Raw genomic sequence first — 25,388 nt, forward strand, 5'->3', positions numbered from 1 at the left:
TTGATAAACTATATTTCAAAGATAGTGCAACCGTTTGCATAACCTTATTGTAATAAAAGGGCTTTCATAATGCAAGACTGTAATTTCTCTTTTTTTGAAAAATTTATTCATGAATCATAAATGATGAAAAAAATTTTATGATAAAGTGAACAGTATTAACGGTATTTTAACACGATAGAATGTAATCAAAGCATTCAAGTAATGGCATAAAGACAAGTGCAGAGGAGGATAATATGAAAAAAGAAGGGCTACAAGCGATTATTTTTGATTTAGACGGTGTTATTGCAGATACGGTACATTTATATTATAGAGCAAATAAAAAAGTAGCAGATCAACTTAACGTTTCATTTTCTGAAGAACTGAATCAGCAGCTTCAGGGGATCAGCCGAGTGAAAACTGTAGAGCTCATTGCTGCACAAGGCAACGTACGTCTCACAGTGGAAAAAAAAGAACAGCTTGCTGATGAAAAGAATAAGCATTACCAAGCATTAATAAGGGAAATGACAAAGGATCATCTACTTCCAGGAATACAATTGTTGTTAGAAGATTGCAAAAAGCAAGGCATTAAAATGGGAATTGCTTCTTCTAGTTCAAATGCAAATACTGTAATAGATTCGCTAGGAATACGTTCTTTTTTTGATTGCATTGTGGATGTGAGAAAAATAAAGAAGGGAAAACCAGATCCAGAAATATTTTTGACAGCTGCCGATCAATTACAAGTAAAACCCTATGCATGTGTGGGCATAGAAGATGGAGAGGCCGGTATAAAAGCTATTAATCAAACAGATATGGTTTCTATCGGCGTTGGTAAGCATCTGAAGGAAGAGGATGTGAGTTTTCACGTATATTCAACAGCTGATTTGCATTTAAAGACGATCAAAGAGGTTTTCGAAAAAGCAAGAAAAGGAACAGATTATAACAGCGCGTATACAAAAAATTAGTAAATCTTTTACATGCAAGTAGCAAAGCGCAAAAAAACATATGCTAGAATAAAATAAGAGAGCAAAGATGCATAGGAAGGGGTACATCATGATTAAATGTATTGCGATCGATATGGATGGAACTTTAGTAAATAGTGAACAAGTTGTAAGTAAAGAAAATGCCCAAGCGATTAAGACAGCTCAAAAGGCAGGGGTGGAAGTTGTTGTTGCTACGGGACGTTCTTATGAAGAGGCCCGTTATGTTTTAGAAGAAGCAGGACTTCATACATATTTAATTTGTGCAAACGGAGCAGAGCTTCGGAATCCACAAGGAGAAAAACAATATTCAGTAGGCATGACGATGGAATCTATTCGCGAAGTAGAGGATATTTTTAAGAAGTTTCAGCTGTACTTTGAAGTCTATACAAGTGAAGGCACGTATTCAAATGACTATGAAAAAGCTTTGTCGGTATTAATGGATATTTATTTAAGCGCTAGCTTAAAAAATAATTATGAAAAATCGTTAGAAGCGGCAAAAGAGCGTTTCAATAGCGGCAGAGTAAAGCTTATTGAAGAGTATGAAGCGTTATTTCAAGATCCAAACAAGGACATTTATAAGCTGCTTGCTTTCTCTTTTGACAAAGAAAAGTTAGAACAGGCAAAAATAGAACTTGTGAAGTTAGATTCGATTGCAGTCAGTGCATCTGGTAAAGAAAATATTGAAATAAATGATGAAAATGCTCAAAAAGGAATTGCAGTTACATCATTTGTTCAAGAACGCCATATTTCTCTAGAAGAAACGATGGCCATTGGAGACAATTATAACGACGTATCGATGTTTCAGCGAGTTGGACGTGCTGTAGCGATGGGGAATGCCCCTCAAGAAATTAAAGAGTTTGCCCATATCGTAACAGGAACAAATGACGAGCACGGCGTAGCTCAAGCTATTTTAAATGCGCTTGAAACAGTTAAACAATAAGTAAACTAAAAAGCATGCCTTTAGGCATGCTTTTTAGTTTGTTACTTTCTCCTTGTTACGACGGTATGCACCGTGATTTGTCGGTCCAACATATTGATTTAAAGCAAATGAATGACGAATTGCTTCTGTAATAAATTCTTTTGCTGTATAAATAGCTTGTTTGACGTCACTGCCTTTTGCCAATTCAGCAGCAATCGCAGCTGAGTATGTGCATCCAGCACCGTGCGTGAATGTTGTTTCAATACGTTCAGACTCTAAGATCTCAAACGTTTTTCCATCATAAAGCAAATCAATTGCTTTTTCATGCGCCAATTTACTTCCGCCTTTAATCAATACATATTCGGCACCAAGGTCAAAAATCTTGACGGCTGCTTCTTTCATTTTATCGACCGTTTTGATAGGACCAAGTCCACTTAATTGACTAGCTTCAAATAAATTAGGGGTTACGACTGTTGCTTTTGGAACTAGTACATCACGCAAGCTGACAGTTGTTTCCGGGTGAAGCGCTTCGTCTTCTCCTTTACATACCATCACAGGATCTACTACGACATTTTTTAAACCATATTCTTCAATTGTTTTTGCGGCTAGTTCAATAATTTCCACTGAGCCAAGCATACCTGTTTTTAGAGCTTGTACGCCTACGCCTTTTACAATTGTTTTCAACTGCTGTTCAACAGTTGAAACTTCTTGCGGAAATACGTTATGAGACCAGCTGTTATCGGGATCCATTGTTACAATTGTTGTTAAAGCTGTCATTCCGTAAACACCCAGTTCTTGGAATGTTTTTAAATCCGCTTGAATGCCAGCTCCGCCGCTGCTGTCAGAACCCGCAATGGTTAATGCTTTATTCATTGTCATAAAAAATCCTCCCGTATTTTAAGTTCATAGAGAAAATAGAGTAAAACTTCCACCGGTCGGTTTTTAGCTGCCCAATGTGTTTTAGATAAATTTCTTCCATTCACTTTTCACTTTTTCTTTTATTTTATCGCTTTTAATGTAGATATTCAATTTCTAAAAACTGTATGAATCCTAAGTGTATACTTTTGTCTTAGCCTCTTTTACCTTATGGTACAAGCACTCTTTCTTTTCATGAATAAAATAAAGAGAAACTTAAGAAAGGGTGATTCACATAAAAAAACATTCTAATCATGACAGTTATAAAGACGATTCGTATGCTTTCAATAAATCACAACCTCGCAAAAAAAACCACAAAGATTATTATATGAATTCAAATTTAACAAATGATCACTTCAGAACTGTTAAGGCAGGCACTTTAAATGTTTGTATAATTGTATTACCAGGAGCTAAAGTTGATCGAAACTCCACAGATCATCAGTCTATAGTTCCCAATCGTGTAAAAAGAGACATAGCCGCTGCTAATAAAATATGGAAACAATATGAGAAAAACCGATTAATCCAAGGTGTTACATTTACTATTACACGTTCAGTTGTTTTTTTGGAAAACATCAGTGGCATTGTTAATAATGCGGAAAATTTTCCAATTGGAGGGGCTAGTCATCTTACAATGGTACAAGCAATGCTTAAAACTGGCCGAAAAGTTTGTCAAAATGCTGATGTGTATGTATTTTATATGAATGGAAATAGATTTGGGCCTGTTAATTTTGATTATTCATCTACTCTCGCTGTAACTTATAATTCTTTTCCGCTTATTATTATGACAAATGCAAGTACAGAGGAGTATCTTCTCGCACATGAATTAGGTCATTTTATGTTTATTACGAATCGTTTTAACGAGACGGATGATCCAGAACCTTTTCATGAACTAGATGGAAATCATAATAGAACGCCTAGTAACCTTATGTTTCCTACTCCTGAATTCTGGCCAATAGTACCGGAGATTACCAGTGAACAGATACACAAAGCTTTAAATAGTCGTGTTTTTTATAGCTAATTGTTGTTCATGTAAAATAAAAACGCCCTTAACAGCGGGTTAAGGACGTTTTTCACTATTTATTAGATAGAAGCTAATTCTTTTTCAAGAGCTACGTCTACTGATACATAATCATAACCTAAATCATGTGCAACTGCTTCGTACGTAATGGCTCCGTTTGCAACGTTCACTCCTAATTTTAACGCTTCGTTTTGAGCGATTGCTTTGTGAACACCTTTAGAAGCAATTTGAAGTGCGTAAGGTACGGTTACGTTTGTTAAAGCAATTGTTGATGTGCGAGGAACTGCTCCCGGCATGTTTGCAACTGCATAGTGTACAACCCCGTGCTTTTCATAAGTCGGCTGATCGTGTGTTGTAATGTGGTCGATTGTTTCAACAATACCGCCTTGGTCGATTGCTACGTCAACAATAACAGAACCTGGCTTCATTGTCTTCACCATTTCTTCCGTTACTAGTTTTGGAGCTTTTGCACCTGGGATTAATACTGCGCCAATCACTAAATCTGACTCTGCTACTGCATCTGCAATATTGTAAGGGTTTGACACTAGCGTATTGATTTGGTTGCCAAAGATATCGTCTAATTGACGTAGGCGTTCAGGACTTAAATCAATAATTGTTACATCAGCACCGAGACCGATTGCGATTTTTGCAGCATTTGTACCAACACCGCCGCCTCCGATAATCGTTACTTTTCCGCGGCTAACTCCAGGAACACCCGCTAATAAAATTCCTTTTCCACCGTTTGATTTTTGAAGGAATTGTGCACCGATTTGAGCAGCCATACGTCCTGCTACTTCACTCATAGGTGTTAATAGAGGCAATGTACGATTTACTGCTACTGTTTCATAAGCAATGGCTGTTACGCCGCTATCTTTTAATGCTTTTGCTAGTGCTGGTTCAGCTGCTAAGTGAAGGTATGTGAATAAGATAAGACCTGGTCTAAAATAGCCGTATTCACTTGCTAATGGTTCTTTTACTTTCATAACCATTTCAGCTTGTGCCCAAACGTCAGCTGCTGTCTCAACGATTTCAGCTCCAGCTTTTACATAATCTTCGTTTGTGAAGTTACTTCCAATACCCGCTTCATTTTCAATTAATACACGATGACCTGTACCAACAAATGATGCTACGCCTGCTGGTGTAATCGCTACTCGGTTTTCGTTGTTTTTGATTTCTTTTGGTACGCCAATAATCATGATTAATTTCCCCCTTGGTCGTTTGTGTACCTTTAGTATAAAGAAAGTTTTATGAAATTTCTTTGTCTAGAAAGAAGAATTGAAGAAGTGGTTTTTGTTTAAACACACAAATGTAAACGCTTACTTATCGGAATTTTTAATTTTTATGTAAGGTCATCTAACATCATAAGGAAATAAAAAGTAAAAAAAGAGCTATTTGTTTATTAGAAAATAAACGAATAGCTCAATGTTAAAAGAAGTTACATTATCTGTTATTTTTTATATTTCATTAACTTAATATCAATATAAAGAGTCATTTTTTGATTAACGTCCTTTAAGTTAATATCACCAATCTCTGAAATTCGCTTTAATCGATAGCTAAGTGTATTCATATGCACATTTAATTCTTTTGCTGCTTCGTTAATGTTATTATCATTATTTAAAAATACTTCGAGAGTCTCCACCAAGTTGCTATTATGACGAAGGTCGTAATCAGTTAGCTTCTTTAAAGAATGGTTTTCAAATTGATCTTGCACGCGCTTTTCTAAAATAACATCAAGAAATTGATAAATACCTAATTCCTGATAGTTAATAATCTCTTTCGTTTCTTCTGGAAACTTACTTTTCATATCTAATACGTTCAAGGCTTCTTTATAACTTTTTTCGATATGATCGTGCGATGAATAAATACTGCTGCAGCTGGCTTTAATTTGAGTAACATCAAAGCGTTCATACATGTTGCCTCTAAAATAGTCTACAAAATCTCGCTGTTCATCAAGAGGGTTTTCAACCGCATCCAAAGAAAGCAGTAAGATTAAGTCATTGCAATCAATCGTATAAAGAACGATTTTCAAGCGATGCATCGTTTTTAGCATATACGAGATTTGACGTTCAGCTTCAGGCGTAATATCTTCTTGGAAGCGGAAGATAGCAATGGAAAATGTTGATGGAGCTGTAATTTGAGCTTCATAAAACGCTTCTGAAATTTCTTGGCGAGACTTAATGTGACCAGTTAATAATTTCCAGAAAAATTCTTGTGAACGTTCCTCTCGTTTATACTTTCGAATTTGAAGCTGTAGCAATTTATTTTTTAATACATTCGCAGCTTTTTTTAATAGCTCTACTTCTTCGTCGCCTAAGGCTTTCTCAATTTCAACAGCCCAGATGAATCCTAGAACTTCTTCATTTTTCCAGATGGAAATAGCTATGCGATCTCCAAGCCCAATTTCATTTATATTTTTCACACGCACAGGTTCATTTGTCTCAAGCAGTTTAGGAATAATGCCTTCTTTCCATAAGTTGTTGATGACTTTTTCCGGAACTCTTCTTCCAATAATTGTGGCAATACGCGCCTGGTCCGTTCTTTCGTCATGGGTGCTATAAGCTAATAAGCGATGATTAGCATCTTCAATGGTAATAGGACAGTTCAATACTTCACTAATGCGATCAGCGAATTCTTCAAGCGTATCAAAATTTTCCTTGAACGGATCTTTGATTGGTTTCGTCATATATAAAATCCCTCTTCATAAAACAAAATAAGTACTAGTACAGCTTTTTAGCTACAATAAATATAGTAAAACGGTAACAACCGTGTTGATCATCAATTCATTGAAATGATTAACTGCTTAATATTTTAACAAAAGTAATTGTTTAAGAAAATGTTAAAATGCGTCTAAAGGTAGTTAAGAATGTACGGATGATTAGTAACTGCGTTCATTTCGCTTATTTTATCGAAATTTTCTTCAAAATAATCAATGTTCGGTGAGCATGATTCTTTTCAAATGTGTATAATAAAACGTATGATTATGGTTATATCAAACTTGAATCTGTAACTTTCTTTATGATATGTTCAGTTACGATTAGGTTGACCAATTCATATTACACATGAAGGGAAGAATTTAACATGGCAAAACAACAAATCGGTGTTATCGGTTTAGCGGTTATGGGGAAAAACTTGGCGCTAAACATTGAGAGCAGAGGCTATTCTGTTTCAGTTTATAACCGCTCTCCTGAAAAGACAGAAGAGTTCCTAAAAACAGAAGCAGAAGGTAAAAATTTTGCAGGTACATACAGTGTGGAAGAGTTTATTAATTCTCTTGAAAAACCGCGTAAAATTTTATTAATGGTTAAAGCTGGTGCTGCTACAGATGCAACAATTGATTCGTTAAAACCATACTTAGAAAAAGGCGACATTTTAATCGATGGCGGAAATACATTCTTCCAGGATACAATTCGTCGTAACAAAGAGCTAGAAGAATTAGGTATCCATTTCATCGGTACAGGCGTATCCGGCGGAGAAGAAGGCGCATTAAAAGGACCTTCAATCATGCCTGGCGGACAAAAAGAAGCATATGAACTTGTAAAACCAATCTTAACAGCTATTTCAGCGAAAGTTGAAGGCGATGATTGCTGCACATACATTGGACCAAATGGTGCAGGTCACTACGTGAAAATGGTTCATAACGGCATCGAGTATGGTGATATGCAGTTAATTTGTGAAGCATACTTCATTATGAAAAACGTATTAGGTTTAGAAACAGATGAACTACATGAAGTATTTGCTGAATGGAATAAAGGCGAGCTAGATAGCTACTTAATTGAAATCACAGCTGATATCTTTACGAAAAAAGATGAAGAAACAGGTAAAGCACTTGTAGACGTTATTTTAGACACTGCAGGTCAAAAGGGTACAGGTAAATGGACAAGCCAAAGTGCGCTTGACTTAGGTGTACCACTACCAATCATTACGGAATCTGTATTTGCGCGCTTTATTTCAGCTATGAAAGAAGAACGTGTAAAAGCAAGCAAAGTATTGAGCGGTCCAAATGCAGCTGCATTTGAAGGTGATAAAACCGAATTAGTAGAAGCAATCCGTAAAGCATTGTACATGAGTAAAATTTGTTCATATGCGCAAGGGTTTGCTCAAATGAAAGCAGCTTCTGAAGAATATGACTGGAATTTACAGTACGGTGATATTGCAATGATCTTCCGTGGTGGTTGTATCATCCGTGCACAATTCTTACAAAAAATTAAAGAAGCTTACGATCGCGATGCAGATCTAACAAACTTACTATTAGACCCATACTTCAAGGATATCGTAGAAGGCTATCAGTCGGCTCTTCGTGAAGTTATTTCAATTGCGGTTAAACAAGGTATTCCTGTACCAAGTTTCTCAAGTGCATTAGCTTACTATGACAGCTACCGTACAGAAACGTTACCAGCGAACCTTTTACAAGCGCAACGTGACTACTTCGGAGCTCACACATATCAACGTGTTGATAAAGAGGGCGTATTCCATACTGAGTGGTTAAAATAAAAAACAAGAAAAGCAGCTGTATACTACAGCTGCTTTTTTTATTTACTCTTTAGGTGAGAAGTTGTCTTCTCCGACTGGCCACCAGTGGAAACCGTCTTCAGCAAGCAATGCGTCTGATTCTTTTGGTCCCATTGAACCTGATTCGTAGTTCGGGAAGTTTTGTGCTTTTGTGCTTTCCCATGCTTCTGAAATGGTATCAACAAACTTCCAAGAAAGGGCTACTTCATCCCAGTGAGTAAAGTTCGTTGCATCTCCAAGCATGCAATCATAAATAAGGCGCTCATAAGCTTCCGGTGTATTCATTTTATCTCCACAGTTATTGCAATAGTTCAAGTTAATTGGTGTGGACGATGTTGCACCCGGCGTTTTACGCGCATTTAAGTGAAGCGTAATGCCTTCTTCCGGTTGGATATGAATGACAAGCAAGTTTGGATGAATTTCTTTATCTTTATTGAAGTACAGGTTCATTGGTAAGTCTTTGAACTGTACAACAATTGTCGTTGCTTTTTCTTTCATGCGTTTACCTGTACGGATATAAATTGGTACGCCAGCCCATCTGAAGTTATCGATCATAAGCTTACCAGAAACAAATGTAGCGGTGTTAGACTCAGGATCAACCGAGTTTCCTTCGCGGTAGCCGATCACTTCTTCTCCTTCAAGTACACCTTTGCCGTATTGGCCTCGTACAAAATAATCATCTACTTCATCTACTGATAAAGAGCGAAGAGCACGCAGTACTTTTACTTTTTCACTACGAATTTCTTCCGGTGTTAATTTAATTGGCGGTTCCATTGCAAGCAATGCTACCATTTGAAGCATATGATTTTGTACCATATCTCGAAGGGCACCTGAAGATTCATAGTAACGGCCACGATCTTCTACACCAAGCGTCTCGCTAGACGTAATTTGGATGTTTGAAATGTATTGGTTGTTCCACATCGGTTCAAATAGAGCATTTGCAAAACGGATAACTTCGATATTTTGCACCATTTCTTTACCGAGGTAGTGGTCGATACGATAAATTTGATCTTCCTTAAATGCATGGCGAATTTGTTCGTTTAGTTCTTTAGCGGAAGGATAATCATGACCAAACGGCTTTTCAATGACTAGGCGACTCCAACCGTCTGTTTGTGTTAAACCTTCATTTTTTAAATTCGAAGCAATTGTTCCGAAAAATTCAGGTGCCATTGCTAGATAGAAAATACGATTTCCAGGCACGTTGTATTGCTCATCAAGGCTTTCTGTTAGGCTTTTTAATTCTTGATAAGAAGCGACATCTGTTACGTCAAACGGTTGGTAATAAAAATGTGAAGCAAACTTTTCAATGTCAGCGTCACTGTTTTTGAAACTGCTCACTGATTTTTTTACATTTTCGCGTAATTCGTCATTAGTCCAAGGTCTTCTTGCGACACCAACAACAGCGAAATCTTCCGATAGTTTGTTCGCTTTATATAAGCGGAAAATAGAGGGGAATAACTTACGTTTTGCTAAATCACCTGTAGCGCCAAAAATTACGATAATGGATTTTGGTTGTACATTTGTCATTACTTCTAGGACCTCACTTTGTCGTAGTTACGTTCAATTTTTTTCCGCTTTAACAGACAACACTTAAATGAAATCTGGGGATTCATTGCCCGTTAAACTCGGCCTTTATAAACAAACGAATGATTGCTTGTTTACCTTTTCCTTTATGTATAGAACTACTAATAAATTGTAACGATTTTAAAGGGTTAACGCAAATAGATTAAAACAATTTGTAGTTATTATTCCATGTTTTTAACAAGTTTAAAAGTATTTTGTTTCGAATACGGAGAAAAAGCTACCGTTATTTTAACAGTAGCTTTTCTCATTTATTTATATTGATACAGGGAACCGATAGATTTTTTTGTTGAAAATGGCAAGTCAGGACTATCGGCGATGATAAAAATAGGACAGTGCATTAAAAGTGGATGTTTTTCGAAAAAAGAAGCATCAGCGTGATAGATGGACGATAGAATGACAGGGAGCTGTTCTAAAAAGTGAAGGTAGCGTGTAATGGTTTCATCTGTTGATGTATGCGAACCGATGTAATAATACACAGTAAGGGAATAAAAACCTTTATCAAAGACGAAGGATGCTAAATATTCGTTCCGCTCTTTTTGCATATGATCGTAGGCAAATTCAATGCCGATTTGAATGGAAGGAACAGAAGTGTGTTGACCTGGGAAAACGGTGTATTTTCTTGGTATCATCGGTTCAACGGGTGTAACACCCAGGCTGTAGGTTACATCTATTTGGTGGGGATTGCTAATGATCATATGGAATCCCTCCTTTAATATAAAAATACACTCTTTATAAGTGTATACAAAGTTTCATTGAACATGACAATATTAAAATATGCCCAGGCTCTTAGCATATTTAAAGCAGGCAATGTTTGAGCAGGGGGCAGAGTTTACGATAAAATAACAAAAAAGATTATTATGAGGTGATAAGCGATGAGTATTTTAAAAAATGACTGGGCTTCTTTATTAGAAGAAGAATTTCAAAAAGACTATTACATACAGCTTCGAGAATTTTTAGTGGATGAATATAATCACCACACCATTTACCCTGATAAATATGATATTTTTAATGCTTTACACTATACAGATTATAAAAATGTAAAAGTGGTCATATTGGGACAAGATCCTTATCATGGACCAAATCAAGCGCATGGACTGAGCTTCTCTGTTCAACCAGGAGTAAAAACACCGCCTTCTTTAGTGAATATTTACAAAGAGCTGAAAAATGAAATGGATTATCATATTCCGAATAACGGTTATTTAGTCAAATGGGCAGAACAAGGTGTTCTTTTGCTTAACACTGTCTTAACAGTTAGAAGAGGAGAAGCGAACTCTCACAAAGGAAAAGGGTGGGAACAGCTGACGGATCGTATTATTGAATTAGTGGCACAAAAAGAGGAGCCAGTCGTGTTTTTGCTGTGGGGCAAGCATGCACAAGCTAAAAAAGAGCTTATTCATCATTCGCACCATTTAATTTTGGAAAGCCCGCACCCTAGCCCATTTTCGGCTAATCGAGGCTTTTTTGGCAATAATCACTTTCAACGAGCAAATGAGTTTTTGCTCCAACAAGGACGTCAATCTATTGATTGGCAAATTGACGATGTGTAAAAGTGAGCATTTCATGAAGATTAGCTTCAGACATAGCCTCCTATTTCATCTTTTGATAAAATAGCTGTATAAAGTCATATTGAATGTAAGATGAGGTGTCTACATGGATATAAAAATGACGCAGCTCCTTGATAAAATTAGTGCAGAAGTACAAAAAGCAAAGCACCATTCGAATAGTGCGAACGTTCGAGATCAATTGGTTGCCATAAAAGCACTATGTGAGCTTGCATTAGATCAAAATGGAGAGGTTTCAGTATCGAAACCTGTTGTAATGTCTTCACCGGAAATGATGCAATCGCCTGAGATTATGCAGCAACAGATTATTCAGTCATCCAAACCTAATTTTGAAGGAACGAAATTGAAATCAGATGATGCAAACGGCGATAGTCTGTTTGATTTCTAAAGTGAGGAGAAAAACATGAAACTATTTTTAATAATCGGTGCAATCAATGCAATGTTAGCGGTTGCTCTTGGTGCTTTTGGAGCACACGGGTTAGAAGGGAAAATTTCAGAGAAGTATTTAGAGGTATGGAAAACGGGAGTGCAGTACCAAATGTTCCATGCAATGGGGCTGTTTGTCATTGCATTTCTATTAAGCAAATTTCCTCAATCTTCTTTGTTAACAGCTTCGGGCTGGATTATGTTCGCGGGGATTGTGCTGTTTTCGGGCAGTCTCTATATATTAAGTACGTCCGGTATTAAAGTTCTCGGCGCGATTACTCCGCTAGGTGGAGTTGCGTTTATTGTAGCTTGGATTTTAATTGTTGTTGCAGCTGTAAAATGGCTATAAAAAAACCCCTGAAAAGGGGTTTTTTTAACGCGGAGAATAATTGCTCAACTGCTGGCCTCCACCGCTAAACGGATAGTTATATTTGATTGGACCCTCAAAAGTGATGTAATCGAGATAAACCATAAGCAGTAAATAACGAGTGCCAGTTTGTGGATCACTTAAAATGATATGATCGCGTCCGGCTGCTTCAATTTCCCCTCTAAAGACTTTCGCGTTCCACTGCGTATTATTTTCAAACGTCATATATACAGTCGCTATTTTTCCTCGATTTAAACGTAAAATATTTTCAATATATGATTCTTCAATGGGCAGTTGATTTGGGTCTTGCGGGGCACCGCTGCCTCCAGAAGAGGTAGGGGGCGGACCTCCTTGGGTTTGCCCTTGAACCTGCTGGCCGCCTGGCTGGGGCTGCTGCGGCTGAGGCATATAATAAGGGTAGTTTGGACTCATATACGGGTTTTGCATATATTGCTGTTGCGGTTGATTAGACTTTGGTTTTTTCATAGGAACCTCCTTCAAACAAAAAGAAATTAGTAAACTCCTGGACAATCAGCTTGAGTTGGTGCAAAGAAACAGTGAGATTTAAATCGTCCTGTGTTATTTTGGTTATACCATTGAGCAGGACAGTCGCCGCTGGGCTTGAAAAACCACAGTGAGTTTTCTGCGGGGTTAAAACGTTCCCCTCTTAATACACGTCGTGCAAGTGTAATTTCAGACTGGCGGGCACGCTGATAAAAGTAGCCTTTTTGAGTTGCTTCAAATCCGCCTGGGTTTTGAAACACCATCTGACGAATGGTTCTTATATTTCTAAAATCTAAACAGGGAGCTTTAGCGCGGTTCACGCCTACATTTCCTACCAGTAACATCCCTTGTTTTCCTTCACTTTCAGCTTCAGCTCGAATGAGTCTGGCTAGGAGCTTAACATCTTCTTCGTTATGTGCAACGACTGCCATTATCCCACCTCGCTTACTTGTGACACTGTTGTATATATATGGTCCTGTAAGTGCGAATATGCCATGGCTAGAAAATAAAAAACCTGTTTCCAAGTGGAAACAGGTTTTTTAGATAAGGCTCATTGATATTTATTGCTCTAGGCGTTACAAAAGAGATGAGCGCTTTTGAGGCTTAGTTTAAACGTGTAAAAAACGTGCAATAGCTTCTTCTTTTAATAAATTTCCGACAAAGAAGCTGCCAAATTCTCCGTAGCGAGCACTTACTTCGTCAAAACGCATTTCGTATACTAATTTTTTAAATTGAAGTACGTCATCTGCAAAAAGAGTAACGCCCCATTCGTAATCATCAAAACCAACAGAACCCGTAATGATTTGCTTTACTTTTCCAGCGTATTGACGTCCAATCATTCCATGACTGCGCATTAAGCTGCGTCGCTCTTCCATGGGAAGCATGTACCAATTGTCATTTCCTTGACGACGTTTATCCATTGGATAAAAGCAAACATGACTAGCTTTTGGTAAAGTTGGATATAGTCTAGCTTGGATTTGAGGATTTTCATAAGGGTCCTCCCCAGCAGGTAAGTAGTTGCTCAATTCAACTACTGATACGTATGAATAAGTAGGAATGGTAAACTCAGCAAGCTTTGTTTTATTAAATTCTGTTTCAATTTTATTTAGTTCTTCCATAGTAGGACGAACAAGCATTAGCATAAAGTCTGCTTTTTGGCCGACAATGGTATATAAAGCATGACTGCCTTGCTTCTCAGCTTCAGTTCCTTTCCATTTCTCAATCAACCCTAAAAATTCATGGATAGCCGCTTGGCGATCGTCGCTTGATAACTGCTTCCAAGCGCTCCAATCGATTGAACGGAAATCATGAAGTGCATACCAACCGTCTAATGTTTGTGCTGCTTCTGCCATTTCGTTTCACTCCTATTGTCCGATTATGATAAATTCCAATTCTACTATATCATAGTTTGTCCGAAGAACTGGAATGAAAAACCTGTGATTTTGTGACTAAACTTTAAACAATTGTCGCAAAGTAAAAACAGGTTTCATTTTAGGTGTTAGTGGAAAATTAAGAATTAAAAGACTTTTTCGTAATCATGGATTCTTGAAGGACATGCCTTTGATTTTTAAAAAAAGTGGAGTATCCTATTATGAGAAAAGTTTTTTACATATCGAGGAGGATTTACTTTGAGTGATTTATTTACAGGTTTAAAACAAAAAGTATCAGCTAGCGATGTATCAATCGTATTCCCAGAGGGATTAGATGAGCGCGTATTAGGCGCTGTTTCTCGTTTAGCTGCCGACAATATCTTAAAGCCTATCGTTGTTGGAAACAAAGACGCTGTAGCATCAAAAGCAGCAGAACTAAACGTAAAATTAGACGGTGTTGAGGTTCTAGATCCTCAAAGCTACTCTGAATTTGATGAAATGGTAGCAGCGTTTGTTGAGCGTCGTAAAGGTAAGGCAACAGAAGAAGATGCTCGCAAAATTTTATTAGATGAAAACTATTTTGGCACAATGCTTGTTCATATGAACAAAGCGGACGGTCTTGTAAGCGGAGCTGCTCATTCTACAGCAGACACAGTACGTCCGGCTCTACAAATTATTAAAACAAGACAAGGTGTTAAGAAAACATCTGGCGTATTTATCATGGTTCGCGGTGATCAAAAATACGTATTTGCTGACTGTGCAATTAACATCTCACCTGACAGCCAAGATTTAGCTGAAATTGCTATCGAAAGTGCTCGTACAGCTGAAATGTTCGATATCGATCCTCGTGTTGCTATGCTAAGCTTCTCAACAAAAGGATCAGCAAAATCTCCGGAAACAGAAAAGGTAGCAAACGCAGTAGAAATTGCAAAAGAATTAGCACCAAGCGTAACATTAGACGGCGAATTCCAATTCGACGCAGCATTTGTTCCTTCTGTAGCTGAAAAGAAAGCACCAGGTTCAGTGATTAAAGGAGATGCAAATGTATTTGTATTCCCAAGCCTTGAAGCAGGTAACATTGGTTACAAAATTGCACAGCGCCTAGGAAACTTCGAAGCAGTAGGTCCAATCTTACAAGGTCTAAACAAACCGGTAAACGATCTATCTCGCGGTTGTAACGAAGAAGATGTGTACAAGCTTGCTTTAATCACAGCAGCTCAAGCACTGTAATAAAAAAAACTCCGTCCTTGGGCGGAGTTTTTTTTATTCGGCTAATGAACCTAATGCTTTTTCGTTGCGGTCATACATGCGCTGCAGCTGCGTCTCAAACAGCTCTTGTTCGGTAGCATTTAAAGGCATATTTATAAGAGAAGAGCTCATGCTATTCAGTGTTTGCAATAAAAGCAGCATGACATCAGATACAGTTAACTCAATCTGTAATAGTTCAGATAGAGAAGCCATTGTGTGAGGCTCGATATCTGGGTATGAAAATTTAGTTTCCGTGTTTTGGAGACCTTTTTTGTAAAACTCTTGAATAAGAGAAGCACGTTTAGAACCGCTTCCTTTAACGCATAAGTAAATTTGTACAGCTACTCCGCCGCGAACGCGTCGCTGTGAAATGCCCGCAAACTTTTGATTGCGAATGCTTAAATCAAAGCTGCCGGGACAATAAGAGCCTACGATTTCCTTCGCTTCAATTGCTGTCCCGTAAGATGCAAACATGACCTTAATCAAATCAAACATGGCTTCATATCCACGATCAATATCAATTCCTTTTTCTGCATCAGGAAAAATTAAAGAAATGTTTAGAACATCCTGATCAAGTACGACAGCGAGGCCGCCTGAATTGCGGACGATTGTTTTATATCCCTGTTCATGTAAATAAGCTGCACCTTCAGCTAAATGAGGTAGCTTTGTATCTTGGATGCCTAATACAATCGTATCGTGATGCACCCAAGAGCGCATGACAGCTGGAGATTCACCTCTTCCAACGGTTGTACAAAGCGTGTCATCGATGGCAAAAGAATGACGGGCATCAAAATGAGGACCTAGACTGGATTGATCAATAATACGCCAAGCGGGCTGTGCTAAAAGCTTTAAACTATTCTGCTGCATATCTCAAACCCCTTTATAAACAGTAAACGAACATATTATAGCATAAAGGCGTCGTGTCATTGGCTGTAAAATAGAAAAAGAAGAAAGAAGAGCCAAGTTTGACATCCCTCTTTCTTCGTTCATGTAGCTTATTCAGCCATTTTCTCAAGATTTCCGTTACGATCCATTTTAAATGTAGTAGAAGAACGTTCTTCTTCATCGAATAGAGCTAACTTTCGCGCACGGTTCATGATTTGCATTAATGTTTCATAGTCTTCTTGAATAGTAGTAGCATTTGCCTCGAGATGTTTGATTTGTTTTTCCAACTCTGTGTTTTTCTTAGCTAATTCTGTATTTTCTTGCATCAAGCGTTTGTTTTCGCTTTGCAATGCCTGTAAATTGCTCGCTTGATTTGGCATTGTTTGCAAAAAGCGAATAACGTCAGCCATTGAAAGCTCCTCACTGCTGCTTTTTTCTACTTGTGTTTCAGATAAGCTATATGTTGCTGTAGGTGCAGACATCATTTTTTCCACATGCTCTACAGATGCTGGTGGCGTATATAATAATTTCTTTTTGCCTTGCTCTTGTCCAAGTGCACGCATGCGCTGTTTTCGCTGTTTTTTGGCTAGCTGAAGTGCTTTTTCATACTGATGGCGTACCACAGCATTCCATCTGAATCCACATGCTGCTGAAGTGCGATTTAATTCATCTCCCACTTCTTCAAACGCATTCAGCTGCGTACTTCCTTCGCGGACATGGCGCAGTACTGTTTCAGCTAATAATAAGTCGTTTTCTTCTGTCCAAGCATCTTGTCTATCTTTCACTTTGTTCACTCCTCTATTTTCCATGACTCATAGTAATCATGTTTTGTAGTATCATCATGTACAAAAAATCCATACTTTATACCATTTCTTCTAGGAGTATGATAGATTTTGCTTCCTTCTTTAACTTGCATCGGACTTCAAATAGGGGTAAAATACCCCTTAGACAAAATGATGAACCAATTTTGAAAGGATTGTGTCAACATGGCAAATGAATTTAGAATTTGTGATGATTGTCAGGCAACAAACGTCAAAACGTTGTTACCTCGACTTAAAAAAATAGATGAACAAGCTGAAGTACAAATCGGCTGCCAGTCTTACTGTGGGCCCGGACGTAAAAAGTCATTTGCATTTGTAAACAACCGTCCTGTAGCAGCGCCAACAGAGGATGAATTAATCGAGAAGATTGAGAAAAAAGTAAAAAAATAGATAGTGAAACAATAAATAGCTGCTTTTCTGCTACTTATTTGTCGAACGAGCTTCTTACAAACAGAATCGCCTTGTTTGTTAGGTAAATCACCTTGGTTGCTTGACAAGGTGATTTTTTATTCTGAATAGGAAAATAGGAAGTGAGTGTCGAAAAATTATAGCAACAACAAAGTGAAGATAGAGAGGTATGTAAATGACATATCCTAATGAAAAACTCAGTGAAGAAAAAGTATTTAAAGATCCTGTTCACCGCTATATCCATGTAAGAGATCGTGTTATTTGGGAGCTAATCGGGACAGCCGAATTTCAAAGGCTGCGTCGCATTAGACAGCTAGGAACGACATACTTAACGTTTCATGGGGCTGAGCACAGCCGTTTTAGTCATTCCTTAGGTGTTTATGAAATTGTGCGCCGTATTATTGATGACGGTTTTCAAGGACGCCCTGAATGGAATGAAGATGAGCGTCTTCTTTGTCTTTGTGCTGCTTTACTGCACGATTTAGGTCACGGTCCGTTTTCCCATTCGTTTGAGAAGGTTTTCCACTTAGACCATGAAGAATTTACACAAGCTATTATCGTAGGTGACACAGAGGTAAATCGAGTGTTAACGAAAGTAGGAAAGGATTTTCCTAAAAAAGTGGCTGAAGTAATTGCGAAAACATATGAAAATAAGCTTGTCGTTAGTTTGATTTCCAGTCAAATTGATGCAGATCGCATGGATTATTTGCAGCGTGATGCGTATTACACAGGAGTAAGCTACGGTCACTTTGATATGGAACGAATTCTGCGCGTGATGCGTCCTAGGGAAGACCAAGCCGTGATTAAACACAGCGGTATGCATGCGGTTGAAGATTATATTATGAGCCGCTATCAAATGTACTGGCAAGTGTATTTTCATCCTGTTACGAGAAGTGCTGAAGTGATTTTGACAAAAATTTTACATCGTGCAAAAGAGCTCCATCATCATTACTATGAGTTCAAGCAGGAGCCAACTCATTTTTATTCGATTTTTGAAGAGGAAATATCGCTAAAAGAGTATTTGAAATTAGATGAATCTGTTATTTTATTTTATTTTCAAGCGTGGGAAGAAGAAGAGGATGAAATTTTATCTGATCTATGCCGAAGATTTATGAATCGTCAGCTTTTTAAATACATTGAGTTTAATCCGAATTCACAAATGAAGATGTGGATGGAGCTTACAACATTATTTAAAAAAGCGGGTATTAACCCAGATTATTATTTAGTCGTCGATTCTTCAAGCGACTTACCATACGATTTTTATCGACCGGGTGAAGAGGAAGAACGTTTGCCGATTCATCTGTTGATGCCAAATAATGAAGTGCGTGAATTATCACGTCAGTCGGAGATTGTTGAAGCAATTTCAGGGAAAAAGAGAACCGATCATAAATTATATTTTCCACAAGATCTCATTGATCAATTGTCGTCTAAGCGAAAAGTTAAAGATCAGATTATAAACTTACTAAAAGGAGATCAGAGTTAAATAGTATAGGAGTTGAAGGGGCTGTGTTAAACGATCACGCAAAGATTGTGAAAGTATTTTCCGCGGCGGGAGAAGTTGTTGGCAGAAAAAAGTTACAAAAGATGATATTTATCGGAAAAAAGCTGAAGTTTCCTTTTTATGAAAAGTATAATTTTCACTTTTTTGGACCTTATTCTGAAGAATTAACGCTTCGAATTGAAGAGCTATGTAACTTAGGATTTTTAAGTGAAATTAAAGAGAAAAAAGGCGGGTATATGCAGTATCGCTACGTATTAACAGAAGCGGGGGAAGGGTTTTTAAGCCACTATGACTTAGAACTTCCTCACTTGCAGGAATGTATGAAGGATATGAACGAACAAAGCTCTAAATTTTTGGAGCTTGTCTCTACGATTTTATATTTCGATAATTTACCGAAAGAAGAAGTAAAAGAAAAAGTGTTTACGCTAAAGCGTAAGCAAAACTATACAGAAGAAGACATTTCAGAAGCATACAAATATATTGAAAAACTTCAGGCAACGCTGTCTGTCCATTAAAAAAATGCCATAGGTTCACTCCTATGGCATTTTTTTTATGTAGAGGTTACTGATCGCTCATGCGCTTGCCCGCTACAGCGTAATGGTTTTTAGACATTTCTTCGATGATAATAGATACTTTTTCAGGTGCTGCACCTGTTGTTTCCACAACAGCATCCGTTACTTTTTCAACAAGAGCTCTTTTTTGATCATCTGTACGGCCCTCAAGCATTTTAACAGTTACAACTGGCATAATGTGTACACTCCTTTTTGATCATTATATGATTAGTGTACCCGTTTTCTGAATAAAATGACAGTATGAGATAGTGATGGAGGACATAATCTGTAGTATACTTTTATAATAACATCGATATAAAAAAACAGGTGTGCCTAAAGGAGGCCCATCGCTGGTCTTTGAGAACTTTTAGGGCATATTTGGAAAAAATTGTATCCTTTTTACCGCAAAAAAAGATTCATCTAGTAGATGTGATAGGTAGAAATTATTTTAAAATAAAGGAGATAAAGAGTGGAACATTTTTTAGCTTTTGCATTGCAAGACCTTCCTTACGTGGTAATGACTCTTATTGTTGCATTCACGCTGCATGAGTTTGCACATGCGTATGTAGCTTATTTATTTGGAGACCACACGGCTAAAAAGCAAGGAAGGCTAACGCTTTCTCCGCTGGCTCATTTAGATCCATTTGGAACGCTTTTGTTAATCATCGCAGGTTTTGGGTGGGCGAAGCCGGTTCCTGTTAATCGCTATTTCTTTAAAAAGCCTCGTTTAGCTGGTATTCTAGTATCGATAGCGGGACCGTTTAGTAACTTGGTGTTGGCATTTATCGGCTTGCTTATTTATTATTTGATGAATAACGCCGCAGTGGACAACGATGCGCTTTATCGTTTTGTTACATTATTTATTCAAATAAACCTAACGCTAGGTGTATTTAACTTGTTGCCTTTTCCGCCTTTAGACGGCTACCGCGTGATTGAAGACCTCGTTCCGCCGTCCACGCGAGCCAAGATGACGCAGTATGAGTCTTGGGGCATTTTTGTATTTTTAATTCTTGTGATTACACCTCTGGATCGAATTGTGATCTGGCCGCTTCTAAACGGAGCAGCAACGTTTGTTATGAATATCTTTCAGCAGATATTAGCACCACTGATTTAATGAATAGAGGAGGCTTACTATGACTCAGCCAAAAAAGAAAAGTATAGGATTTAATATCATAAAAGACGATTCAACCGACGGCCACGGCGGTTACGGTGTTGGAGCGTTAAGTTTAGAAAACATCTCACCCGTTTTTGTTTGTCCGAGCGACGAAGAAGTATTTGTAGATATCGGTGCGATGCATGCAAGAAGTGTAGTGGAAAAAGGAATTAAGTTCTTACCGAATAAAGACGAGGTGCCAAACGGCAAGTTATATTGGCTTGTGTGGGTAACGATTGATCGCAAGCAAGAAGGACCTTACTACGCAGGTATGACAGCATGCGAAATGACCGTTGATCGTGAAATTCGCCGCGGCTATAAGTCACTTCCTGAACACGTGAACAAAATGGATAAATCCTTAAAACGACGCATTATGGTAGAAGAAATGGATAACAAGTCTAAGGATTTGCTTCGTGAGTTTTTGAAGTCTCATAATGAAGAAGTTTGGACGTTATCTAATGATGACTTAAAAGAAGCGCTTCAAACATCGTAATGCCAAAAAAAGCTTAAGGCCTTGGCCTTAAGCTTTTTTTTAATCAAACCATTTGGGTAACCAGTGAAACTTTTTATCTTCTTTTTCACGCTCTTTTTTCTTCGTTTTTGCTGCATGATCGATGTGATCAGTACAATATGTTTTTGGCTGTGTTCCAGTTAAATAATAAGCTTTATATTGAACAGGGCATGATTTGGATGCTAACTTTCCATTTTGAGGATTAATGTTTACGCTCATTAATCCGTTTGGTGCTTTAAACTTTTCTTTTTTCTTCCCTTTTAATGCCTCTTCCATAAATAATGCCCACATTTTTTTGGCGTATCCTTTTTCAGCTACATCATCCATTGTTCTTCCTTGATCATATCCAACCCAAACGCCTGAAACGAGCTGCGGAGAGTAGCCAATCATCCAGCTGTCCGTAGAGGTTGTGCCGGATTTTCCCGCGTAAGGACGAGATACATATTTAGAAATAGGCTTTCCTGTGACGGTTGTATAGCCATTTAGCTTTTGATTAAACATGCCTGTCATTAAATGGGTAGTAAGAAAAGCATAGCGCTTATCAATGACTTGTTTCTGTTCGGAAGGAGCTTGATAAACAACTTCTCCGTCATGGGTTTCAATTCGTTTAATAAATGTTGGACGAATTTCTTTTCCGCCATTAGCAAAGATGCCGTACGCATTAACCATATCAATAACTTTCACAGGCGAAGTTCCAAGAGCTAAAGATGGAACTTTCTTTAAAGGTGATGATATTCCAAGTGTTTTAGCAGTTTCAATTAAGCGGTTTTCCCCAATGAACAAATGCGTTTTTACGGCATAAATATTATCTGAAAGTGCGATGGCTTGGGCCATTGTAATAGGAGCATCCGCATAATAATTGTGATAGTTGCTAGGCGTATATGTCGAAACGCCATCTTCCAATTTGAACGTCGTTTCTTCACTTTTCATTGGAGTAGATTCAGTAAAACCATCTTTTAACGCCGCATAGTATAAAAATGGCTTCATCGTTGAACCAGGCTGTCTTATTGCTTGAGTCGCGCGATTAAACGGGCTCTTTTCATAATCTCTTCCACCAATAAGAGCTTTCACTTGTCCATTTTTAGGATTCATCGCAACAAATGCACTTTGTACGTCTGAAGAGCTGCTGATAACATCCTTCATTTTTTCTTCGGCCGTTCGCTGCATCTTTTCATCCAGCGTTGTATAAACGCGAAGTCCATTTGTATAAATCATGGTTTCATCAATGCCTAAATCTTGCTTTAATTCTGCTAGCGCTGCATCCATAAAGTAAGAAGCATCTTCTTTATTAGGATCTTTTTCAGCAGGCTTTGCGAATGCTAGAGGTGTTACAAGCGCTTTTGTTGCTTGCTTAGCTGTAATAATTCCATCCTCTTTCATGAGAGATAAAATGATATTTTGTCGTTTTTTTGCATTTTCTTGATGAATAAGAGGAGAGTAGTAGCTAGGGCCTTTTGGAATACCTGCTAACATACTCGCTTCACTTAACGTCAAATTTTTGGCATGCTTATCAAAATACAACCTAGCTGCCGCTTCAATTCCATAAGCTCCATGGCCGTAGTAAATCGTATTCATGTAGCCTTCTAGAATTTCATCTTTGCTATAATTCATTTCTAACCGAATTGTATACAGAGCTTCTTGAAGCTTTCGAGTCCACGTTTTGTCGTGCTCTAGAAACAAGTTTCGTGCATACTGCTGAGTAATGGTACTCGCACCCTGTACTTTTCCCATAGCTTTTATATCAGCTACAATTGCTCCGGCGATTCGATGCATATCAAAGCCGTGATGCTCATAGAAGCGCTTATCTTCAACGGCTAAAGTCGCATCTTTTACGTAAGGTGAAATTTGATTAAGTGAAACCCAGTAGCGCTTTTGTCCATTGTGAACTTCATCAAGAACTTTACCGTTTGCTGAGTAGAAAACAGCTGTTTGAGAAACGTTTAGCGGAGGGGGGCCAGAGATTTTGGCGTAGAGAAAGATGCTTATGTAGGCAAACAACAATAAAGCCCCCGCTAATATACCAAGGACGAGAAGAATTCGGAAGATGCGTCTTGCCTTTTTTAAATGTTCGGTTAATACCGTTTCCATTTCTATTCACCACCAATATGTGTCACTATGCACCATGCATGTTGTTTTCAATACAACAAAATTCTATTAAAAGAGCGGTGCAAGTAGATTCTAAAGCTTGTATCTATCATCAGTATGAAATAGAAAAGGAGGTTTTAAACCTCCATTGCTAAAAATTTTACTTGCTTTTTTGCTGAATTCATCTATACTTTTTTCATGTTTGTATAAATTATGTTAGGGTAATCTATGCATAGGTTAATTCTCAAAATAGAAGGGAAGAGTTTGAAATGGAATTATGGTTCACAGAAAAGCAAACAAAGAACTTTGGTATTACAGCTAAAATTAATCGTACTTTACATACAGAGCAAACGGAGTTTCAAAAATTAGACATGGTTGAAACAGAAGAGTTTGGTAACATGCTCCTACTTGACGGTATGGTTATGACAACGGAAAAAGATGAGTTCGTTTATCATGAAATGGTTGCGCATGTACCGTTATTTACGCATCCAAATCCAGAAAACGTACTAGTTGTAGGTGGAGGAGACGGAGGCGTAATCCGTGAAATCTTAAAACACCCAAGCGTAAAAAAAGCGACGTTAGTTGATATCGATGGAAAAGTTATTGAGTACTCAAAAAAATTCTTACCTTCAATTGCGGGCAAACTAGAAGATCCTCGTGTTGATGTACAAGTAGATGACGGATTTATGCACATCGCTAAAAGCGAGAACGAATACGATGTCATTTTAGTGGATTCAACAGAGCCAGTAGGTCCAGCTGTGAATTTATTTACAAAAGGATTCTATGCAGGTATCTCAAAAGCACTTAAAGAAGATGGTATCTTTGTTGCTCAATCGGACAACCCTTGGTTTACGCCAGAACTTATCTCAAATGTTCAGCGTGACGTAAGAGAAATCTTCCCGATTACACGTCTATACGTAGCAAATATTCCGACGTACCCAAGCGGTTTATGGACATTTACAATGGGTTCAAAGAAACATGATCCATTAGAAGTAAGTGAAGATCGTTTCTTCGATATTGATACAAAGTATTACACAAAAGAATTGCACAAAGCCGCATTTGCTTTACCTAAATTTGTGCAAGATCTTATTAAATAAGTTATCACATACAAGTGAGGTGCCAGAGATTTAAGACTGGCATCTTTTCTATGAATAATGAAGGAGGAACAAAATATGCGTTTTGATGAAGCTTATTCAGGTAATGTATTTATCGGCAGTCACCCTGTTTTTGAAGAAAGTGAAGCGGTTCTTTATGGAATGCCAATGGACTGGACAGTTAGCTATCGTCCAGGTTCACGATTTGGCCCAACTCGTATTCGTGAAGTATCAATTGGATTAGAAGAATACAGCCCGTATTTAGATCGAGAGTTAGAGGAAGTAAAATATTTTGATGCAGGAGATATTCCACTTCCATTTGGGAATCCTCAGCGCAGCTTAAATATGATTGAAGAGTATATCGACCAGCTTTTAGCAGCAGACAAGTTCCCATTAGGTATGGGCGGAGAGCATTTGGTTTCTTGGCCTGTTATGAAAGCTATGTATAAAAAATACCCGGATTTGGCCATTATCCATATGGATGCTCATACAGACCTTCGTGAAGAGTATGAAGGAGAACCACTTTCTCATTCCACTCCGATTCGTAAAGTTGCAGAACTAATCGGACCGGAGAATGTTTATTCATTTGGTATTCGTTCAGGAATGAAAGAAGAATTTCAATGGGCAAAAGAAAACGGCATGCACATTTCAAAATTTGAAGTTCTAGAGCCGTTAAAAGAGATTCTACCAACACTTGCAGGTCGTCCTGTTTATGTAACAATTGATATCGATGTATTAGATCCAGCGCACGCTCCTGGTACAGGAACAGTAGATGCAGGCGGTATCACATCAAAAGAGCTTTTAGCTTCTATTCACGCAATTGCTAAATCAGATCTTCGCATTGTCGGAGGAGATTTAGTAGAAGTAGCTCCAATTTATGATCCGTCTGAACAAACCGCTAATACAGCAAGCAAGCTTATTCGCGAAATGATCTTAGGCTGGGTACAAAAGAAATAAATAAAGTAAAAGGCGGCCGCTGTGGCTGCCTTTTTTATTTG

At 37.9% G+C, this 25,388-nt stretch carries 27 protein-coding genes; 15 read left to right on the forward strand and 12 right to left on the reverse strand.

The genetic code is table 11. From position 1 onward, the window contains the following. The first annotated feature begins 233 nt into the window (after positions 1–233). Positions 234–941, forward strand: coding sequence for a beta-phosphoglucomutase (gene pgmB / locus ACFX4R_RS18525; protein ID WP_043977541.1), 708 nt, complete (start codon positions 234–236; stop codon positions 939–941). Positions 942–1,029: 88 nt separating this feature from the next. Further along, positions 1,030–1,899, forward strand: coding sequence for a Cof-type HAD-IIB family hydrolase (locus ACFX4R_RS18530; protein WP_043977539.1), 870 nt, complete (start codon positions 1,030–1,032; stop codon positions 1,897–1,899). 33 nt (positions 1,900–1,932) lie between these two features. Here the strand turns inward: ACFX4R_RS18530 and pdxK are convergent, their stop codons facing one another. Beyond that, positions 1,933–2,757, reverse strand: coding sequence for a pyridoxine/pyridoxal/pyridoxamine kinase (gene pdxK, locus ACFX4R_RS18535; RefSeq protein WP_013085513.1), 825 nt, complete (start codon positions 2,755–2,757; stop codon positions 1,933–1,935). A 262-nt stretch (positions 2,758–3,019) separates the two neighbouring features. Between pdxK and ACFX4R_RS18540 the strand changes: the two genes are divergently transcribed. Next, complete coding sequence (locus ACFX4R_RS18540; RefSeq protein ID WP_162215112.1) at positions 3,020–3,811, forward strand: hypothetical protein; 792 nt, start codon at positions 3,020–3,022, stop codon at positions 3,809–3,811. Between the two features lie 62 nt (positions 3,812–3,873). Here ACFX4R_RS18540 and ald read toward each other — a convergent pair whose 3' ends face one another. Continuing rightward, positions 3,874–5,007, reverse strand: coding sequence for an alanine dehydrogenase (gene ald, locus ACFX4R_RS18545; protein WP_013059863.1), 1,134 nt, complete (start codon positions 5,005–5,007; stop codon positions 3,874–3,876). Positions 5,008–5,258: 251 nt separating this feature from the next. Next, on the reverse strand, positions 5,259–6,494 hold the full coding sequence (locus tag ACFX4R_RS18550) for a PucR family transcriptional regulator (protein WP_028409727.1): 1,236 nt from the start codon (positions 6,492–6,494) through the stop codon (positions 5,259–5,261). Between the two features lie 395 nt (positions 6,495–6,889). Here ACFX4R_RS18550 and gndA point away from each other — a divergent pair, with 395 nt between their 5' ends. Beyond that, a complete protein-coding gene (gndA, locus tag ACFX4R_RS18555) occupies positions 6,890–8,302 on the forward strand; it encodes an NADP-dependent phosphogluconate dehydrogenase (RefSeq protein WP_013059861.1) in 1,413 nt (470 codons plus the stop codon). A gap of 42 nt (positions 8,303–8,344) precedes the next feature. Here gndA and zwf read toward each other — a convergent pair whose 3' ends face one another. Together zwf and ACFX4R_RS18565 are read right to left on the reverse strand one after the other, a co-directional pair. Further along, positions 8,345–9,847: a glucose-6-phosphate dehydrogenase gene (zwf, locus tag ACFX4R_RS18560; protein ID WP_013059860.1), complete on the reverse strand. Its 1,503-nt coding sequence runs from the start codon at positions 9,845–9,847 to the stop codon at positions 8,345–8,347. A 305-nt stretch (positions 9,848–10,152) separates the two neighbouring features. Continuing rightward, the gene (locus tag ACFX4R_RS18565) at positions 10,153–10,599 is read right to left on the reverse strand and encodes a staygreen family protein (RefSeq protein ID WP_043977531.1); all 447 of its coding nucleotides are present in this window, start codon (positions 10,597–10,599) and stop codon (positions 10,153–10,155) included. Positions 10,600–10,776: 177 nt separating this feature from the next. Here ACFX4R_RS18565 and ACFX4R_RS18570 point away from each other — a divergent pair, with 177 nt between their 5' ends. The 3 genes from ACFX4R_RS18570 (at position 10,777) to ACFX4R_RS18580 (ending at position 12,241) form a co-directional block, all read left to right on the forward strand. Then, positions 10,777–11,451: a uracil-DNA glycosylase gene (locus ACFX4R_RS18570; RefSeq protein ID WP_043977528.1), complete on the forward strand. Its 675-nt coding sequence runs from the start codon at positions 10,777–10,779 to the stop codon at positions 11,449–11,451. Between the two features lie 103 nt (positions 11,452–11,554). Further along, positions 11,555–11,854: a YwdI family protein gene (locus ACFX4R_RS18575; protein WP_377570056.1), complete on the forward strand. Its 300-nt coding sequence runs from the start codon at positions 11,555–11,557 to the stop codon at positions 11,852–11,854. Positions 11,855–11,869: 15 nt separating this feature from the next. Beyond that, positions 11,870–12,241: a DUF423 domain-containing protein gene (locus tag ACFX4R_RS18580; protein ID WP_252123964.1), complete on the forward strand. Its 372-nt coding sequence runs from the start codon at positions 11,870–11,872 to the stop codon at positions 12,239–12,241. A gap of 24 nt (positions 12,242–12,265) precedes the next feature. Here ACFX4R_RS18580 and gerQ read toward each other — a convergent pair whose 3' ends face one another. From gerQ to hemQ, 3 genes are all read right to left on the reverse strand, one after another. After that, positions 12,266–12,745, reverse strand: coding sequence for a spore coat protein GerQ (gerQ, locus tag ACFX4R_RS18585; protein ID WP_043977525.1), 480 nt, complete (start codon positions 12,743–12,745; stop codon positions 12,266–12,268). Between the two features lie 26 nt (positions 12,746–12,771). After that, complete coding sequence (locus tag ACFX4R_RS18590) at positions 12,772–13,194, reverse strand: cell wall hydrolase (RefSeq protein WP_016765947.1); 423 nt, start codon at positions 13,192–13,194, stop codon at positions 12,772–12,774. 177 nt (positions 13,195–13,371) lie between these two features. Then, positions 13,372–14,115, reverse strand: coding sequence for a hydrogen peroxide-dependent heme synthase (gene hemQ, locus ACFX4R_RS18595; RefSeq protein ID WP_323619160.1), 744 nt, complete (start codon positions 14,113–14,115; stop codon positions 13,372–13,374). Positions 14,116–14,391: 276 nt separating this feature from the next. On the opposite strand from hemQ, the gene pta reads away from it, so the two are divergent. After that, on the forward strand, positions 14,392–15,363 hold the full coding sequence (gene pta, locus ACFX4R_RS18600) for a phosphate acetyltransferase (protein ID WP_013059853.1): 972 nt from the start codon (positions 14,392–14,394) through the stop codon (positions 15,361–15,363). Positions 15,364–15,396: 33 nt separating this feature from the next. On the opposite strand, the gene lipL is transcribed toward pta, so the two are convergent. Then, on the reverse strand, positions 15,397–16,248 hold the full coding sequence (lipL, locus tag ACFX4R_RS18605) for an octanoyl-[GcvH]:protein N-octanoyltransferase (protein ID WP_043977522.1): 852 nt from the start codon (positions 16,246–16,248) through the stop codon (positions 15,397–15,399). Positions 16,249–16,376: 128 nt separating this feature from the next. Beyond that, a complete protein-coding gene (locus ACFX4R_RS18610; RefSeq protein WP_043977519.1) occupies positions 16,377–17,051 on the reverse strand; it encodes an RsfA family transcriptional regulator in 675 nt (224 codons plus the stop codon). 201 nt (positions 17,052–17,252) lie between these two features. On the opposite strand from ACFX4R_RS18610, the gene ACFX4R_RS18615 reads away from it, so the two are divergent. The 3 genes from ACFX4R_RS18615 (at position 17,253) to ACFX4R_RS18625 (ending at position 19,511) form a co-directional block, all read left to right on the forward strand. After that, a complete protein-coding gene (locus ACFX4R_RS18615; protein ID WP_013059850.1) occupies positions 17,253–17,477 on the forward strand; it encodes a YuzB family protein in 225 nt (74 codons plus the stop codon). A 193-nt stretch (positions 17,478–17,670) separates the two neighbouring features. Next, positions 17,671–18,978: an HD domain-containing protein gene (locus tag ACFX4R_RS18620; RefSeq protein WP_043977517.1), complete on the forward strand. Its 1,308-nt coding sequence runs from the start codon at positions 17,671–17,673 to the stop codon at positions 18,976–18,978. A 23-nt stretch (positions 18,979–19,001) separates the two neighbouring features. Further along, entirely contained in the window at positions 19,002–19,511 is a 510-nt protein-coding gene (locus ACFX4R_RS18625; protein ID WP_013059848.1) for a YwgA family protein, read from the forward strand. Between the two features lie 46 nt (positions 19,512–19,557). Here the strand turns inward: ACFX4R_RS18625 and ACFX4R_RS18630 are convergent, their stop codons facing one another. Beyond that, positions 19,558–19,743, reverse strand: coding sequence for a 2-hydroxymuconate tautomerase (locus ACFX4R_RS18630; protein ID WP_013059847.1), 186 nt, complete (start codon positions 19,741–19,743; stop codon positions 19,558–19,560). A 273-nt stretch (positions 19,744–20,016) separates the two neighbouring features. On the opposite strand from ACFX4R_RS18630, the gene ACFX4R_RS18635 reads away from it, so the two are divergent. Beyond that, a complete protein-coding gene (locus tag ACFX4R_RS18635) occupies positions 20,017–20,661 on the forward strand; it encodes a site-2 protease family protein (protein ID WP_043977515.1) in 645 nt (214 codons plus the stop codon). Between the two features lie 19 nt (positions 20,662–20,680). After that, positions 20,681–21,193: a YwhD family protein gene (locus ACFX4R_RS18640; RefSeq protein WP_025752469.1), complete on the forward strand. Its 513-nt coding sequence runs from the start codon at positions 20,681–20,683 to the stop codon at positions 21,191–21,193. Between the two features lie 39 nt (positions 21,194–21,232). Here the strand turns inward: ACFX4R_RS18640 and ACFX4R_RS18645 are convergent, their stop codons facing one another. After that, on the reverse strand, positions 21,233–23,299 hold the full coding sequence (locus ACFX4R_RS18645; RefSeq protein WP_237075085.1) for a transglycosylase domain-containing protein: 2,067 nt from the start codon (positions 23,297–23,299) through the stop codon (positions 21,233–21,235). Between the two features lie 266 nt (positions 23,300–23,565). Here ACFX4R_RS18645 and speE point away from each other — a divergent pair, with 266 nt between their 5' ends. Together speE and speB are read left to right on the forward strand one after the other, a co-directional pair. Further along, positions 23,566–24,393, forward strand: a complete 828-nt coding sequence (gene speE / locus ACFX4R_RS18650; RefSeq protein WP_013059843.1) for a spermidine synthase — start codon at positions 23,566–23,568, stop codon at positions 24,391–24,393. Positions 24,394–24,468: 75 nt separating this feature from the next. Beyond that, the gene (gene speB, locus ACFX4R_RS18655; RefSeq protein ID WP_013059842.1) at positions 24,469–25,347 is read left to right on the forward strand and encodes an agmatinase; all 879 of its coding nucleotides are present in this window, start codon (positions 24,469–24,471) and stop codon (positions 25,345–25,347) included. Positions 25,348–25,388: the final 41 nt, after the last annotated feature.

Origin of the sequence: Priestia sp. YIM B13490 (assembly GCF_042787735.1) — a bacterium.
Taxonomy (GTDB): Bacteria; Bacillota; Bacilli; order Bacillales; family Bacillaceae_H; genus Priestia; species Priestia megaterium.

Coding starts and splice junctions, on each gene's coding strand:
- ACFX4R_RS18580 (WP_252123964.1), top strand. CDS start 11,870: ATGAAACTATTTTTAATAATCGGTGCAATCAATGCAATGTTAGCGGTT.
- ACFX4R_RS18590 (WP_016765947.1), bottom strand. CDS start 13,194: ATGGCAGTCGTTGCACATAACGAAGAAGATGTTAAGCTCCTAGCCAGA.
- ACFX4R_RS18620 (WP_043977517.1), top strand. CDS start 17,671: ATGACATATCCTAATGAAAAACTCAGTGAAGAAAAAGTATTTAAAGAT.
- ACFX4R_RS18570 (WP_043977528.1), top strand. CDS start 10,777: ATGAGTATTTTAAAAAATGACTGGGCTTCTTTATTAGAAGAAGAATTT.
- ACFX4R_RS18575 (WP_377570056.1), top strand. CDS start 11,555: ATGGATATAAAAATGACGCAGCTCCTTGATAAAATTAGTGCAGAAGTA.
- ACFX4R_RS18565 (WP_043977531.1), bottom strand. CDS start 10,599: ATGATCATTAGCAATCCCCACCAAATAGATGTAACCTACAGCCTGGGT.
- pdxK (WP_013085513.1), bottom strand. CDS start 2,757: ATGACAATGAATAAAGCATTAACCATTGCGGGTTCTGACAGCAGCGGC.
- ACFX4R_RS18630 (WP_013059847.1), bottom strand. CDS start 19,743: ATGCCAGTTGTAACTGTTAAAATGCTTGAGGGCCGTACAGATGATCAA.
- ACFX4R_RS18645 (WP_237075085.1), bottom strand. CDS start 23,299: ATGGAAACGGTATTAACCGAACATTTAAAAAAGGCAAGACGCATCTTC.
- ald (WP_013059863.1), bottom strand. CDS start 5,007: ATGATTATTGGCGTACCAAAAGAAATCAAAAACAACGAAAACCGAGTA.
- ACFX4R_RS18615 (WP_013059850.1), top strand. CDS start 17,253: ATGGCAAATGAATTTAGAATTTGTGATGATTGTCAGGCAACAAACGTC.
- gndA (WP_013059861.1), top strand. CDS start 6,890: ATGGCAAAACAACAAATCGGTGTTATCGGTTTAGCGGTTATGGGGAAA.
- pgmB (WP_043977541.1), top strand. CDS start 234: ATGAAAAAAGAAGGGCTACAAGCGATTATTTTTGATTTAGACGGTGTT.
- hemQ (WP_323619160.1), bottom strand. CDS start 14,115: ATGGCAGAAGCAGCACAAACATTAGACGGTTGGTATGCACTTCATGAT.
- lipL (WP_043977522.1), bottom strand. CDS start 16,248: ATGCAGCAGAATAGTTTAAAGCTTTTAGCACAGCCCGCTTGGCGTATT.
- gerQ (WP_043977525.1), bottom strand. CDS start 12,745: ATGAAAAAACCAAAGTCTAATCAACCGCAACAGCAATATATGCAAAAC.
- ACFX4R_RS18530 (WP_043977539.1), top strand. CDS start 1,030: ATGATTAAATGTATTGCGATCGATATGGATGGAACTTTAGTAAATAGT.
- speB (WP_013059842.1), top strand. CDS start 24,469: ATGCGTTTTGATGAAGCTTATTCAGGTAATGTATTTATCGGCAGTCAC.
- ACFX4R_RS18550 (WP_028409727.1), bottom strand. CDS start 6,494: ATGACGAAACCAATCAAAGATCCGTTCAAGGAAAATTTTGATACGCTT.
- ACFX4R_RS18640 (WP_025752469.1), top strand. CDS start 20,681: ATGACTCAGCCAAAAAAGAAAAGTATAGGATTTAATATCATAAAAGAC.
- zwf (WP_013059860.1), bottom strand. CDS start 9,847: ATGACAAATGTACAACCAAAATCCATTATCGTAATTTTTGGCGCTACA.
- speE (WP_013059843.1), top strand. CDS start 23,566: ATGGAATTATGGTTCACAGAAAAGCAAACAAAGAACTTTGGTATTACA.